Consider the following 12,780-nt stretch of genomic DNA (forward strand, 5'->3'; position numbering starts at 1 on the left):
CCGGGGCTGTCAGAAGATCCCCATCGCCATGCCCGCGGCGAGCGCCGCCCCGAGATCCTCGCAGCGGCCAAGATCGGCGGCACCGATCATTTTGGGGGCCAGGATGGCCTCGGGCGTCTCTGCATGGACGCAGACAACCAGCGGATGGGCCACGGCACGCAACCGCCAGCCGGTGGCGATGCGCCCGATCTGGCGCGCGGCGTTCTGGCCGTCGCTGCCGGCGCAGACCAGCACCGCATAGGGCCGGCCATTGATGCGCTCCAGGGCCGCGTAGTAGCTGCGGTCGAAGAATTCCTTCATCAGCCCGGCGATCGCCGCCAGGTTCTCGGGCGCCGCGAAGATATAGCCGTCCGCGGCCAGGACATCCTCGGGCTGCGCCTCCGTTGCGGGCAGCAGGCGAACCCGCACCTGCGGCTCGGCGGTCGCGCCGCGGGCGGCGGCCTCCGCCATCTGCCGGGTGCCGCCCGTCCTGGATTGGAACACGATCAGCAGCGTCTTCATCACCGGCCTTCCCGCGCCGCATCTCGCCCGCGCAGCCAAGATGGAAGGCCGGGGGGGCGCCTCAAAGCCCCCTGCTCGTCGCGCCCCGGTTCCGCTACAGCCTGGCGATCGGCGCCGGGCCGGCATCCCGCAGCCGTTTTCGCGGGTGCCCCTCCCCGCCGGTCGTCCCGGATCAGCGCCGTTCGACGGCCCTCCTATCCGCCTCCGTCTTCCGCAGCGCGGCGAATTCGCCGAGGGTGATCGGCTTGGCCGGGGTGCGGAGCCGCATGTAGCCGACCTCGCGCGGGTGGATGCCGCGTTCCTGCGCGATGGTCTCGGTGATGGTCGGCCCGCACATCCGCCCCTGGCATGGCCCCATGCCGCAGCGGAGGAAGGCCTTGAGCTGGTTCGGGCCGGTCGCGCCCATGCGGGCGGCGTCGCGGAGGGCGGCGCCGGTCACTTCCTCGCAGCGGCAGGCCATGGCATCGGGCGGGGCGGCGCAGAAATGCGGCGCCGGGCGGTAGAGCGCATCGAGGAAGGCGCGGCCACGCGACCACCGCGCGAGCGCGGCCCGGTGCGGTGCGGCCCGCGCATCGCGCCCAGCCTCGTCCAGCACCCCGAGCGCGCGCAGCGCCTCCAGCGCCGTGAGCCGCCCCCGCAAGGCGGCGGCCTCCGCACCCGCGATGCCGGCGCCGTCGCCGGCCACCGCGATGCCTGGCAGCGAGGCCGTGCCCCAGGCATCCGTCACCGGCGCGAAGCAGGCATTGCCCTCGTCCCAGGCGATGGCGCAGCCCGCCGCGCGGGCGAGGTTGAGGGTCGGCACCACGCCCTGATGCAGCAGCACGTGATCGGCGGTGAAGGCAGTGCCCTCCGCCCAGGTGACGCGCAGCGCCCCGTCCTCCGCATCGATGGCCAGCGCCGCGACGTGCGGGACCACCCGCAGATGCCGCCGCACCCGCGCCATCAGGGCCAGGCCCTTGCGCGCATAGGGTGTGGCCAGGAAGGCCGGCAGGTGCCGCAGCGCGCCGCGCCAATTCGCCCGCGGCGTCGTCTCCAGGATCAGCGAGGGCGCGGCCCCCGCCGCGATGCATTGCGCCGCGTAGAGCCAGAGCAGCGGCCCGCAGCCCGCCAGCACGACGCGCCCGGTCGGCGCAATGCCCTGCGCCTTCAGCAGCGCCTGCCCGGCACCGACACTCATCACCCCCGGCAGGGTCCAGCCGCGCAGCGGCATGGGCCGCTCCAGCGCGCCGGTGGCGAGGATGACCCGCCGCGCCGGCAGCACCGCCGAGCGGGCGCCGGCCGAGACGCCGATCTCCAGCGCATCGTCCAGGTGCCAGACGGTGGCGCCGGGAAGATAATCCACCTCCGCCGCCGCGAAGGCATCGGCCAGCGCCGCGCCCTCCCAATAGGCGGCACCGAGCACCCTGGGGTCGCGCAGCGGCGCGGTGCCGATGGCGCGGTAGATCTGCCCGCCGGGCCCTGGATTCTCGTCCAGCACCAGCACCGCACGATCCTGGCCGGCGGCCTCCACCGCCGCGGCCATGCCGGCGGGGCCGGCGCCAACGATCACCAGGTCATAGGCTTCGCGCAGCGCGCCCACATCAGTGAGACGCCTCACCGCGCGGCGTCCCGCCGGCCATGCTGGGTCTCCACCACCATCCCTTCGCGCAGCGGCACCAGGCAGCCCTGGCGGTTGCCCAGGCCGTCGATGACGACGAGGCAATCGAAGCAGACACCCATCATGCAATAGGGGCCCCGCGGCGCGCCGGAGACGGCGGTCTCCCGGCAGGCGGTGCGGCCGAGCGCCAGCAGCGCGGCGGCGACGGTGTCGCCCTCCGCGCCCTGCACCGCCACGCCGTCCAGGCTGAAGCCGATGCGCCGCGCGGGCGGCTCAGGCAGTCTGCGGAACATCGAACCTCCGCGCACTGAAGGGGGCCAAGTCGGCATCGAGGGCGCCGCGCGCGATCATCGGCGCCAGCAGCCGCCCATGCGCGGCGGCGAGCGTCACGCCGCTGTGGCAGGTGGCGATGAAGGCGCCGGGCGCGGCCTCGGACTGGTCATAGATCGGGAAGCCGTCCTGCGACATGACGCGTAGCGCCGCCCAGGTGCGGACCACGTTCAGCGCCGCGATGCGGGGGAACATCCGCACCGCGCGCTCCGCCATGACGGAGAGCACGCCGAGGCCGATGCGCTCGTCCAGCCCGGCCTCCTCGGCGCTGTCGCCCATCATCACGCTGCCCTCGTCGGTCTGGCGCAGGGTGACGATCGGGTAGTGCAGGAAGGGCGCGGCCTTCTCCGTAACCAGGATCTGGCCGCGCTGCGGTCGCACCGGCGCCGCCAGGCCGACCATGGGCGCGAGGCGCGCATTGGCGATGCCGGCGGCCAGCACCACCTTCCCCGCCTCGACCACGCCTCGCGGCGTCTCGATCCGGAAGCCGCCGGCGGAGAGCGGCGCGATGCGCGTCACCGGCCATTCCGGCCGATAGGCGCCGCCGCCTGCCTTGAAGGAGGCGTGCAGCGCGCGGAACAGCCGCAGCGAGTTCACATGGCCATCGAGCGGGCAAAAGAGGCCGCCCACCACCTCCGGCCCGAGATCCGGGAATTCGCGGGCGAGCGCGGCGCGGTCCAACACCTCCCAGTCATAGGGAATCCAGCCGGGCTGGTTGTGCATGCGCACCAGGGCGCCGCGCCGCGTCTCCAGCTCCTGCTCCGAGAGGCAGAGGTTGAAGCCGCCGGGGCGCCGATGCGCCACATCGATGCCCGTCTCGGCCTCGAGGTCCGCCGCGAAGGCCGCCCAGGCATCGGAGGAGGCGCGGGTCCAGGCGCCGTAGCGCGCCATGCCGAGCCCCTTGGACTGCACCCAGACCAGCGCGAAATTGCCGCGGCTGGCCCGGTGCGCGATGTCGCCCTCGTCGAGGATGCAGGCCGAGAGCCCAGCGCCGAGCAGGCCACGGGCCACCGCCGCGCCGACGACACCGCCGCCGATGACCGCCACATCGAAGATCGCCGCATCCGCCATGGGGCGGAGCATCGGTTGCGCGGGCCGGGCTGGCAACCCGGGTCCGCGCAGCCCGCGTGGACAGCATCCGGGCGCGGTGCTTCACTCGCCCCTCTTCCTGGAGGGAGTCCCGAGATGCGCGCGATGATCCGCCTCGCCTGCCTGGCCGGGCTTGCTGCCATGCCACTCGGCGCCCTGGCCCAGACCCCGGCGCCCGCCGGCCCGCCGCCGCTCGAATCCCTGATCACCGCCACCCCGGCCGAAGGCTTCGACCTTGCCGTCCGGCTGGCGCGCCGGGCGGTCCCGATGATGCAGCGGGATGCGGCGGTGCGCGGCGAGGTACGCCGGGACTATGCCCGCGACGGCAACGAGCTGATCGAGGCGGCCCAGGTCGTGGCGGTGCATTTCCAGACCATCGCCGCGGCGAACGACTACTGGCGCCCGCGCCGGTAGGGCGGCTCGCGGACGGACAGGAACCTCCGTCCGCGTTCCGCGCTAGCCGCGCAGCGAGGCGCGGTGCCGCCCGGCCAGTTCCACGTAATGCGGCGCCGTGCGGTCGAAGCCGGCGCGCTGCTCCGGCGTCAGCACCCGGGCCAGCTTGGCGGGGTTGCCCATCCAGAGCTCCAGCGGGCCGATGCGCTTGCCCGGCGGCAGCACGGAGCCTGCGGCGAGCACGCCGCCCTCCTCGATCACCGCCTCATCCAGCACCGTGGCGCCCATGCCGACGAAGGCGCGGTCCTTCAGGGTGCAGGCATGGATGATGGCGGCATGCCCCACCGTGACATCGGCGCCGATGGTGGTGCATTGGGTGCCGGCATTCACATGGATGATCGTGCCGTCCTGGATGTTGCTGCGCGGCCCGATGGTAATGGTGTTGGTGTCGCCGCGCAGCACGCAGTGGTACCAGATATTCGCCCCCTCGCCGATCTCCACCTGGCCGATGACGGCGGCGGTGGGCGCGACGAAGGCCTTGGGATGCACATTCGGCTGCTTGCCCTCGAAGGGGAAAAGCGGGCCGGTGACGGTTGGCAGGTTGTGGTCCATGGCGCGTCTCCTTTTGGCTATTCGGCCGCCTACGGCAGCCGGGTTTCCACCGGCACGCCGAGCATGAGGCCGATATTCTGCACTGCGGCGCCCGAGGCGCCCTTGCCGAGATTGTCGTAGCGCGCCGTCAGCACCGCCTGGCGCCGCGCCTCGCTGCCATGCACGCGGAGTTCCAGCATGTTGGTGTTGTTCAGCGCCTGCGGCTCCAGCTTGGCCTCGGCCGGCAGGACGCGGACGTAGTCGCAGCCGGCATAGCGGGCGGCGAGCGCGGCTTCGAGGTCGCGCGGCTGCGGCCGGCCCGGCAGCAGGTCGAGATGCAGCGGGATGCTGTCGATCATGCCCTGGCGGAAATCGCCGACCGAGGGGATGAAGATCGGCCGCCGCGCCAGCCCGGCATGGAGCTGCAATTCGGCGATGTGCTTGTGCTCCAGGCCCAGCGCATAAAGCTCGAAATCCGGGGCACCGCGCGATTCATAGGCGGCGATCATGGCATTGCCGCCGCCGGAATAGCCGGAGACGGCATTGACCGAGATGGGGTGGTCGGCCGGCAGCAGCCCGGCCTCGATCAGCGGCCGCAGCAGCAGGATGGCGCCGGTCGGGTAGCAGCCGGGGTTGCTGACGCGGGGCGCCGCGGCGATCAGCGCCGGCTGCTCCGGGCGGAGTTCCGGCAGGCCATAGGCCCAGTCCGGGTTGGTGCGGTGGGCGGTGCTGGCATCCAGCAGCCGCGGCGCCGCACCGCCGAGCGAGGCGGCCAACGCCGTGCTCTCCCTGGCCGCGTCATCGGGCAGGCAGAGCACCACCAGGTCCACCTCGGCCATCAGGGCGCGGCGGGCCTCGGGATCCTTGCGGCGCTCGGGGGCGATGGAGCGGAGCGCGACATGCGGCAGGCGCGCCAGCCGCTCGCGGATCTGCAGGCCGGTGGTGCCGGCCTCGCCGTCGATGAACACCGTGGGGGTCTGACCCTTGGCCATGTGGCGGCCCTCCTCTGGAACCCATTTGCCGGGAAAACCGGCCCTGAACGCAAGAGGGGCGGACCCTTGCGGACCCGCCCCTTCGTAATGACAGCCTTGCGGCCGGCGCGTGAGCCGGCGTCCGCCCGGCTCAGCGCTTGCTGAACTGGAAGCTGCGTCGCGCCTTGGCCTTGCCGTATTTCTTCCGTTCGACCACGCGCGGGTCGCGGGTCAGGAAGCCGGCCTTCTTCAGGATCGGCCGCAGCTCCGGCTCGTAATGCGTCAGCGCCCGGCTGATGCCATGGCGCACCGCGCCGGCCTGGCCGGAGAGGCCGCCGCCGACCACGGTGGCGATGACATCGAACTGCTGGTAGCGGTCGGCCACCAGGAAGGGCTGGGTCAGCAGCATCCGCAGCACGGGCCTGGCGAAATACTTCACCACCGGCTTGCCGTTGATCTCGATGGTGCCCTTGCCCGGCTTCACCCAGACCCGCGCCACCGCGTCCTTGCGGCGGCCGGTGGCGTAGGAGCGGCCGAATTCGTCGCGCTTGGCCTCCCGCGTCACGGCCTGCTCGCCGGCGGCCGGGGTGCCCTGGACCAGCGTCTTCAGGTCGGCCAGCGTGCCGGTGAGGGGCGTGTCGGTCGTCTGCTCGCTCATGGGCTCAGGCCACCTTCTGCGGGCCGCCGGCGGCGGTGTTCTTGCGGTTCAGCGCGCCGACATCGAGGCTGACGGGCTGCTGGCCGGCATGCGGATGCTCCGGCCCGGCATAGACGTGCAGATTCTCCATCTGCCGCCGGCCGAGCGGGCCGCGGGTGATCATCCGCTCCACCGCCTTCTCGATCACCCGCTCCGGGTGCTTGCCCTCGAGGCGGTCGCGCATCGTGCGCTCCTTGATGCCGCCAGGATAGCCGGTGTGCCAGTAGAACTTGGATTGCTCCGCCTTCTGGCCGGTGAGCCGCACCTTCTCGGCGTTCACGATGATGACGTGGTCGCCGCAATCGACATGCGGGGTGAATTGCGGCTTGTGCTTGCCGCGGAGGCGATTGGCCACGATGGCGGCGAGGCGGCCGAGCACGAGCCCGTCCGCATCGATCACCGTCCAGCCCTTCTTGACCTCCGCCGGCTTCAGCGAGCGGGTCTGCGTCTGCAGCATCGTCCTGATCTTGTCCGGTCGGGAATGAGGCGCGGGTTATGCCGGCGGCAGCGCCCAAGGTCAAGCGGAAAGCGGGTTTCGGGCTTGTGGTAACATGATACCGCATTTCGGGAGAGGCTCGCCACGCCGCCTGCCCGTTGCCCGGCTTCCGGGCGAGGTTGGCTGCCAGGGAACCACGCCCATGCCACAGCCAGGCGCGGCCGTCGGCCGCACCGGCGTCAGGCAATGCCAAGAAAGCTGGCGAGCAGGCGGTTGAGCTCGACCCCGGTCTCCTCAGGAATTCGGCCGATCACCGGGCCCAGCCGGGAGCGCCGCACGGTCGTGACCTTGTCGATCTGCACCCAGTAGGTGGTTGCCAGGGGCAGCCGCTCCGAGGCTTCGAGCCTGAGCCGCAGCAGGGGCGCGTCGCGCTCGATATGCGTGAGCGGGCAGAGGGTGACGGAGTCCGTGGCAAACGCATCCGCCTGGACAATGAGGGCAGGTCTCGGCTTGCCCGTATAGTCGCCGCCCTTGTCGGCCACGCTGACGACATCACCCCGCCGCATCGCCGTCCCTGGCCTCGTCGAATTCGGAGACGCGCTCCAGGAAATCCATGTCGTCCTGATGCTCCGGCGCCTCGGAAACCAGCCTGGCCTGGCGGCGCGCCTCCTCGGCGAAACGCGGTGAGCGCGTGTCGGGAACCCAGAGCTGGACGGGACGCAGGCCGCGCGCGCGCAGCGCATCACGATGCCGCCTGACCCTGGCTCGGTTCTGGGATGGATCGGGCATGGGCGGTCTCCGGGAGTAGGGCGAAGGAAGCGCCGGCACGTTACATGTAATGCCGCGGGCCGTCCCCGACAAGCGTGGGATAGGGCGAAGCGGTGGATGGCCCAGGTTGTTTCCGATCCTGTCGCTGCCAGCAGCAACCCGCCAGGCACGCCCCTATGGCAGCCCCGGCACCGCAACCCCAGGCGCAAGGCATTCGGTGCCTTGCGGCCTTGCGTGGACTCCATCGCGGCCATGCTTACGGGATGCCATAAGGCCGAGCCGGGCATCCGGTCCCGGGTAGCATCTGCCGGACTCCCGCCCTAGCCTGCGCCGGCACGGAGGGAATGCCCATGGACGACGCCGACCGCCACAACGCCCCCCCGCGGAAGCGGCTCCCGATCCGCGCCCCGCGGATTGGGCCGCAATGCCGCCAATTACGGCGACAAGGATTTCGCCCTTTATCTCCGCCGCAGCTTCGCCAAATCCATGGGTTATTCCCAGGCGATGCTGGACAAGCCGGTGGTCGGCATCGCCGACACCGCCTCGGACTTCAACAACTGCCACCGCAGCGTGCCGGAGCTGGTGGAGGCGGTGAAGCGCGGCGTGCTGGCGGCCGGCGGGTTGCCCATGGGCTTCCCCACGGTCAGCCTCTGCGAGCCCTTCCTGCATCCCTGCTCCATGCACTACCGCAACCTGATGGCATTGGACACGGAGGCGATGCTGACCGCCCAGCCGATGGATGCGGCGGTGCTGATCGGCGGCTGCGACAAGACCGTGCCGGCCCAGCTCATGGCCGCGGCCAGCGCCGATATCCCCGCCGCCCTGCTGGTGGTCGGCCCCATGCTGGCGCAGCGCTTCGAGGGCGAGCGGCTTTCCGCCTGCACGGATTGCCGGCGCTACTGGGGCCGCTACCGCGCCGGCGATGTCTCTGAGCAGCGGATCGGCGAGATCGAGGGCAACCTCGCCACCACGGCCGGCACCTGCGGCGTCATGGGCACCGCCTCCACCATGGCCTGCCTGGCGGCGACGCTCGGCTTCATGCCATTGGCCGCCGCCTCGGCCCCGGCCGTGCATGCCGACCGGCTGCGCCTGGCGGAGGAGGCCGGGGCGCTGGCGGTCCGGCTCATCACCCATCCCGTGCGGCCCCGCGAGCTCATCACCCCGGCCAGCGTCGAGAATGCGCTGCGGGTGCTGCTAGCGCTGGGCGGTTCGACCAATGCGCTGATCCACCTCACCGCCATCGCCGGCCGCGCCGGGGTGCAGGTCGATCTCCGGCGGCTGGACGCACTCTCGGAGGAAACGCCCGTGCTGGTCGACCTTAAGCCCACCGGCGAGGGCTACATGGAGGATTTCAACGCCGCCGGCGGCATGCGGGCACTGCTGCGGGAGATGCGCGACCTGCTGCACCTGGGTTGCAAGGACCTTTATGGCCGCACGCTGGCGGAGCGGCTGGACGAGGGCTCGGATTTCGTGGACCGCGCCTATATCCGCGCGCGCGCCACGCCGGTGAGCCCGGTCGGCGGCATCGTCTCGCTCTTCGGCAGCCTGGCCCCGGACGGCGCCATCCTGAAGCGGAGCGCCGCCACCCCTGCCCTGTTCGAGACGGAGGCCCGCTGCGTCGTCTTCGACGGGCTGGAGGACCTCGCCGCCCGCATCGATGACGAGGCGCTGGACGTCACCGCCAAGGACATCCTGGTGCTGAAGAATGCTGGGCCGCTCACCCCCTCGGGCATGCCGGAGGCCGGCTACCTGCCCATCCCGAAGAAGCTGGCGCGGGCCGGCGTGAAGGACATGGTGCGGATGAGCGATTGCCGGATGTCCGGCACCGCCTTCGGCACCATCGTGCTGCATATCGCGCCCGAGGCAGCCGCCGGCGGGCCGCTTGCCCTGGTCGAGAGCGGCGACCGCATCCGCCTCTCGGTGCGGGAGCGCCGCCTGGACCTGCTGGTGGGGGAGGCGGAACTGGCCCGCCGCCGCGCCGCCTGGAAGGCCCCTGCCCGGCCGCGCCGCGGCTGGGACCGGCTGGTGCATGACCAGGTGCTGCAGGCGCCGGAGGGGGCCGACCTCGCCTTCCTGCGGCCTGCGGGCGAATAGGCAGGCGCCGCGATGGCCGGGGCCGCCCGGCCATTTCGGTGGCGCAGGGGCTTGCAAATGCGTAGCATCCTCCCGATAGCTGGGATGAACTTCAGCCTGTGGCGGATGCCATGCCAATCCTGAACCGAATCGCCGAATTCCACCCAGAGATGACCGCTTGGCGGCGCGACCTGCACCAGCACCCCGAGATCGGCTTCGAGGAGGTCCGCACCTCCGGCGTCATCGCCATGAAGCTGCGCGAATTCGGCTGCGACGAGGTGGTGACCGGCATCGCCAAAACCGGCGTGGTCGGCGTGATCCATGGCGCCGGCGGCGCCGGGGTGGGCCGGGCCATCGGGCTCCGCGCCGATATCGACGCCCTGCCGATCCTGGAGGAAACCGGGCTGCCCTATGCCTCCCGCACCCCCGGCACCATGCATGCCTGCGGCCATGACGGGCATACCGCCATGCTGCTCGGCGCCGCGAAATACCTGGCCGAGACGCGGGATTTCAGCGGCACCGTCCATGTCATCTTCCAGCCCGCCGAGGAGAACCTGGCCGGCGGCCGGGTGATGGTGGAGGAAGGGCTCTTCACCCGCTTCCCGATGGAACGCGTCTTCGGCATGCACAACTGGCCCGGCGCGCCGGAAGGCACCTTCTGGTGGCGCGAGGGGCCGATCATGGCCGCCGTGGCCAATCTGGACGTGCATATCACCGGCTGCGGCGCGCATGGCGCCATGCCGCACCAGGGCAACGACCCCGTGGTGATCGCAGCCCATATCGTCACCGCGCTGCAAAGCGTGGTGGCCCGCAACCTCGAACCGGTGGAGGCCGGGGTCATCACCATCGGCCATATCGAGGGCGGCCATACCTTCAACGTCATCCCCGAAAGCGTGCGGCTGCGCGGCACCGCGCGCTGGTTCAAACCGGAGGTGGGCGACCTGCTGGAGCGCAAGTTCCACGAGATCGCCGGCGGCGTCGCCACCGCCTTCGGGGCCGAGGCCACGGTGCGCTTCGACCGCATCTACCCGGCCACGGTGAACGAGCCCGAGAGCACGCAGCTCACCCTCGATGCCGCCCGCGCCGTGGCCGGCGAGGCGAAGGTGCAGGAGATGCCGAAACCCACCATGGGCGGCGAGGACTTCTCCTTCATGCTGAACGCCAAGGCGGGCAGCTACATCATGCTGGGCGCCGGCCGCAGCGAGGCCGACCCGCAGGTGCACCACCCGAAATACGACTTCAACGACGCCATCCTGCCGATCGGCGCCAGCTACTGGGCGACGCTGACGGAGCAATTGCTGCCGCGTAGGCCATAGCCGGCTCCTACAGCGGCGTGCCGAATTGATGGTTCGGCACGCCGCTGTAGCCTGTTGTTTGTAGAGCAGATTCACGCCTCCGGGCGGTTCCGCCCTGCGGCGATCTGATCTAATTGGCGGCGGCGCTATCCGGCTCCGCCGCGGCCAGGGCAATGGCCTCGACCACGCCGGCGACCAATTCCGGTGCGTCGTGATGCAGCATATGGCCGAGGCCCGGCACCACCGTGAGCACGCTCTGCGGCAGCGTCCGGTGCAGCCGGGCGGATTGCCGGCCGACATCGACGATCCGGTCCCCCTCCCCCGCCAGGATGGCAACCGGCAAGCGCAATTCCTGGTAGCGGTGCCGGAAGGCGGCCGCCGCCGGGACCATCAGCCCGGTATCCTCGGCGCTGGCCCGGATCTGCCAGGGCCGAAGCATCATGGGAACCGGGAAGCCGGCCTTGAAGCGTGGCGTCACCGGGGCGGGCTGGAACATCCGGCGGATCAGCCCCGGCGCCATCAGCCGGCCGAGCGGCGGGCCGATCGTGTAGCGGATGACATCGCCGATCACCGGGATGGCGGGGGGCGCGAAGAACGGCACATCGGCGCGGACCGTCGGGAAGTAATAGCCCGAGGCCAGTACCAACCCGCCCACCGCCTGCGGATGGTTGAGCGCCAGGGCCAGGGCCACCAGCGTGCCCCAGGAATGGCCGAGCACCACCGGGCGCTCCAGCCCAAGCCGCGTGAATGCCTCCACCAGCACCGCCGCCTGCGCCTCCGGCGTCCAGAGCCGGTTGCGCGGCCGCGCGCTATGGCCGAAGCCCGGCCGGTCGAAGGCCACCACCCGGCGGTGCCGCGCCACAAGATCAATCAGGCCGCTGAGCGCGAAATCCTCCACCATGGCGCCATTGCCATGCAGCAGCACGATGGGCGGGCCGCCCTCGCCCCGTTCAAGGTAGTGCAGCCGCAGCCCGCCGGCCTCGACGAAGCGGCCGAGAGGCGGGTGCCGGGCTTCCGCCCGCCGCGCCCGCTGCCGGTTGCAGAGGGCGGCGGCCAAGCCGGCTGCGGCGATGCCCAAGGCGATGCCGGTGCCGGAAACCCCGGCTGATAACCCACGCAGTTTCGCCCGCGATGCCATTCGGTTCACGCCCCCTCCAAATCCAGGTTCCGGCAGCGGATCGGCGCGACGCGGCTTTCCACAAGGGGCGGAAGGCGGCCAAGCCATTGTGCACTGCAACAAACACAGGAACGGGGGAGCCCGGGCGAAGTTCCGGGGCCGGGAATGCCTGGTACCTCCGGCCCGATTCAGACCTCCGGGCCATGCGGCCCTGCGGTCATCGGGCCGCCTTGTATCTCCGGCCCGATTCAGACCTCCAGGCCATGCGGCCCTGCGGTCATCGGGCCGCTTCAGCCCAGGCTCTCTCGCAGCCCCTCCAGCGCGATCTGCGCCGCCAGCGCGGCCAGCAGCACGCCCAGCACCCGGCCGATGACATTCGCCCCGGTGGCGCCGAGCAGCCGCCCGACCTGCCCCGCCGCCAGCAGGCAGAGCAGGGTCAGGCCGAGCGCCACCACCAGCGCCGCCAGCACGCCGGCCAGGCGCCAGGCATCGCCGCCGGCCTCCTCATGCAGCAGCACCATGCTGGTCATGGCGCCGGGGCCGGCCAGCAGCGGGATGGCGAGGGGAAAGACGCTGATATCCTCCTCCCGCACCGCCGCCTCCTCCTCCTCCGGCGAGGCGCGCAGCAGGTGGCGGCCCATCACCATGTCGGCCGCCATCAGGAACAGCAGGAGCCCGCCCGCCACCTTCATCGCCGGCAGGCCGATGCCCAGCGCGCGCAGCAGCCAGCCGCCGCCGAGGGTGAAGCCCAGCAGGATGAGGAAGGCGATGCCCACCGCGCGCAGCGCCTGGCGCCGCCGCTCCGGCACCGAGGCCCCCGGCGTCATGGCGGCGAACAGCGCTGCGGTGCCCGGCGGGTCCAGGATCACCAGCAGCGCCACCAGCGCATAGGCGAAGCTGTCGGCCAAGGCCGGCACTTCCC

At 71.6% G+C, this 12,780-nt stretch carries 15 protein-coding genes; 3 read left to right on the top strand and 12 right to left on the bottom strand.

What is annotated here, in order from left to right:
- Positions 1 to 9: 9 nt before the first annotated feature.
- The 4 genes from KSF81_RS19130 to KSF81_RS19145 all read right to left on the bottom strand — a co-directional run bounded on the left by KSF81_RS19130 (position 10) and on the right by KSF81_RS19145 (position 3,511).
- Positions 10 to 501, bottom strand: coding sequence for a flavodoxin family protein (locus tag KSF81_RS19130; RefSeq protein ID WP_217380322.1), 492 nt, complete (start codon positions 499 to 501; stop codon positions 10 to 12).
- Positions 502 to 673: 172 nt separating this feature from the next.
- Entirely contained in the window at positions 674 to 2,098 is a 1,425-nt protein-coding gene (locus tag KSF81_RS19135; RefSeq protein ID WP_309139615.1) for a (2Fe-2S)-binding protein, read from the bottom strand.
- Positions 2,095 to 2,391, bottom strand: a complete 297-nt coding sequence (locus tag KSF81_RS19140; RefSeq protein WP_217380323.1) for a (2Fe-2S)-binding protein — start codon at positions 2,389 to 2,391, stop codon at positions 2,095 to 2,097. Before KSF81_RS19140 ends, KSF81_RS19135 begins: the two co-directional genes overlap by 4 nt.
- Positions 2,372 to 3,511: an FAD-binding oxidoreductase gene (locus KSF81_RS19145; RefSeq protein ID WP_254453617.1), complete on the bottom strand. Its 1,140-nt coding sequence runs from the start codon at positions 3,509 to 3,511 to the stop codon at positions 2,372 to 2,374. Before KSF81_RS19145 ends, KSF81_RS19140 begins: the two co-directional genes overlap by 20 nt.
- Positions 3,512 to 3,613: 102 nt before the next feature.
- On the opposite strand from KSF81_RS19145, the gene KSF81_RS19150 reads away from it, so the two are divergent.
- Entirely contained in the window at positions 3,614 to 3,931 is a 318-nt protein-coding gene (locus tag KSF81_RS19150; RefSeq protein ID WP_217380324.1) for a hexameric tyrosine-coordinated heme protein, read from the top strand.
- A 42-nt stretch (positions 3,932 to 3,973) separates the two neighbouring features.
- Here the strand turns inward: KSF81_RS19150 and KSF81_RS19155 are convergent, their stop codons facing one another.
- From KSF81_RS19155 to KSF81_RS19180, 6 genes are all read right to left on the bottom strand, one after another.
- Entirely contained in the window at positions 3,974 to 4,522 is a 549-nt protein-coding gene (locus tag KSF81_RS19155; protein ID WP_217380325.1) for a gamma carbonic anhydrase family protein, read from the bottom strand.
- A gap of 29 nt (positions 4,523 to 4,551) precedes the next feature.
- The gene (gene argC, locus KSF81_RS19160) at positions 4,552 to 5,493 is read right to left on the bottom strand and encodes an N-acetyl-gamma-glutamyl-phosphate reductase (RefSeq protein WP_217380326.1); all 942 of its coding nucleotides are present in this window, start codon (positions 5,491 to 5,493) and stop codon (positions 4,552 to 4,554) included.
- Positions 5,494 to 5,623: 130 nt separating this feature from the next.
- Positions 5,624 to 6,130 carry a 30S ribosomal protein S9 gene (gene rpsI / locus KSF81_RS19165; RefSeq protein ID WP_217380327.1) on the bottom strand — a complete coding sequence of 169 codons (507 nt, stop codon included), beginning with the start codon at positions 6,128 to 6,130 and terminating at the stop codon, positions 5,624 to 5,626.
- Positions 6,131 to 6,134: 4 nt separating this feature from the next.
- A complete protein-coding gene (rplM, locus tag KSF81_RS19170; protein ID WP_217380328.1) occupies positions 6,135 to 6,626 on the bottom strand; it encodes a 50S ribosomal protein L13 in 492 nt (163 codons plus the stop codon).
- A gap of 218 nt (positions 6,627 to 6,844) precedes the next feature.
- Positions 6,845 to 7,147, bottom strand: coding sequence for a type II toxin-antitoxin system PemK/MazF family toxin (locus KSF81_RS19175; protein ID WP_309139616.1), 303 nt, complete (start codon positions 7,145 to 7,147; stop codon positions 6,845 to 6,847).
- A 10-nt stretch (positions 7,148 to 7,157) separates the two neighbouring features.
- Positions 7,158 to 7,394 (bottom strand): antitoxin MazE family protein, encoded by a 237-nt coding sequence (locus KSF81_RS19180; protein WP_217380330.1) that lies wholly within the window; start codon positions 7,392 to 7,394, stop codon positions 7,158 to 7,160.
- A gap of 393 nt (positions 7,395 to 7,787) precedes the next feature.
- Here KSF81_RS19180 and KSF81_RS19185 point away from each other — a divergent pair, with 393 nt between their 5' ends.
- Both KSF81_RS19185 and KSF81_RS19190 read left to right on the top strand, forming a co-directional pair.
- The gene (locus tag KSF81_RS19185) at positions 7,788 to 9,467 is read left to right on the top strand and encodes a dihydroxy-acid dehydratase (protein ID WP_217380331.1); all 1,680 of its coding nucleotides are present in this window, start codon (positions 7,788 to 7,790) and stop codon (positions 9,465 to 9,467) included.
- 110 nt (positions 9,468 to 9,577) lie between these two features.
- On the top strand, positions 9,578 to 10,762 hold the full coding sequence (locus tag KSF81_RS19190; protein ID WP_217380332.1) for a M20 aminoacylase family protein: 1,185 nt from the start codon (positions 9,578 to 9,580) through the stop codon (positions 10,760 to 10,762).
- A gap of 109 nt (positions 10,763 to 10,871) precedes the next feature.
- Here the strand turns inward: KSF81_RS19190 and KSF81_RS19195 are convergent, their stop codons facing one another.
- Complete coding sequence (locus tag KSF81_RS19195; RefSeq protein WP_217380333.1) at positions 10,872 to 11,819, bottom strand: alpha/beta fold hydrolase; 948 nt, start codon at positions 11,817 to 11,819, stop codon at positions 10,872 to 10,874.
- Positions 11,820 to 12,148: 329 nt separating this feature from the next.
- Positions 12,149 to 12,775: a MarC family protein gene (locus KSF81_RS19200; RefSeq protein WP_375293337.1), complete on the bottom strand. Its 627-nt coding sequence runs from the start codon at positions 12,773 to 12,775 to the stop codon at positions 12,149 to 12,151.
- Between the last annotated feature and the right edge of the window lie 5 nt (positions 12,776 to 12,780).

It is taken from the genome of Siccirubricoccus sp. G192, from assembly GCF_019084075.1.
In the GTDB taxonomy this organism is placed as follows: domain Bacteria; phylum Pseudomonadota; class Alphaproteobacteria; order Acetobacterales; family Acetobacteraceae; genus G192.

Bases quoted from the DNA above. Each gene is read 5' to 3' on its own strand.
- KSF81_RS19130 (WP_217380322.1), bottom strand. From the start codon at position 501: ATGAAGACGCTGCTGATCGTGTTCCAATCCAGGACGGGCGGCACCCGG.
- KSF81_RS19140 (WP_217380323.1), bottom strand. From the start codon at position 2,391: ATGTTCCGCAGACTGCCTGAGCCGCCCGCGCGGCGCATCGGCTTCAGC.
- KSF81_RS19145 (WP_254453617.1), bottom strand. From the start codon at position 3,511: ATGCTCCGCCCCATGGCGGATGCGGCGATCTTCGATGTGGCGGTCATC.
- KSF81_RS19150 (WP_217380324.1), top strand. From the start codon at position 3,614: ATGCGCGCGATGATCCGCCTCGCCTGCCTGGCCGGGCTTGCTGCCATG.
- KSF81_RS19155 (WP_217380325.1), bottom strand. From the start codon at position 4,522: ATGGACCACAACCTGCCAACCGTCACCGGCCCGCTTTTCCCCTTCGAG.
- argC (WP_217380326.1), bottom strand. From the start codon at position 5,493: ATGGCCAAGGGTCAGACCCCCACGGTGTTCATCGACGGCGAGGCCGGC.
- rpsI (WP_217380327.1), bottom strand. From the start codon at position 6,130: ATGAGCGAGCAGACGACCGACACGCCCCTCACCGGCACGCTGGCCGAC.
- rplM (WP_217380328.1), bottom strand. From the start codon at position 6,626: ATGCTGCAGACGCAGACCCGCTCGCTGAAGCCGGCGGAGGTCAAGAAG.
- KSF81_RS19180 (WP_217380330.1), bottom strand. From the start codon at position 7,394: ATGCCCGATCCATCCCAGAACCGAGCCAGGGTCAGGCGGCATCGTGAT.
- KSF81_RS19190 (WP_217380332.1), top strand. From the start codon at position 9,578: ATGCCAATCCTGAACCGAATCGCCGAATTCCACCCAGAGATGACCGCT.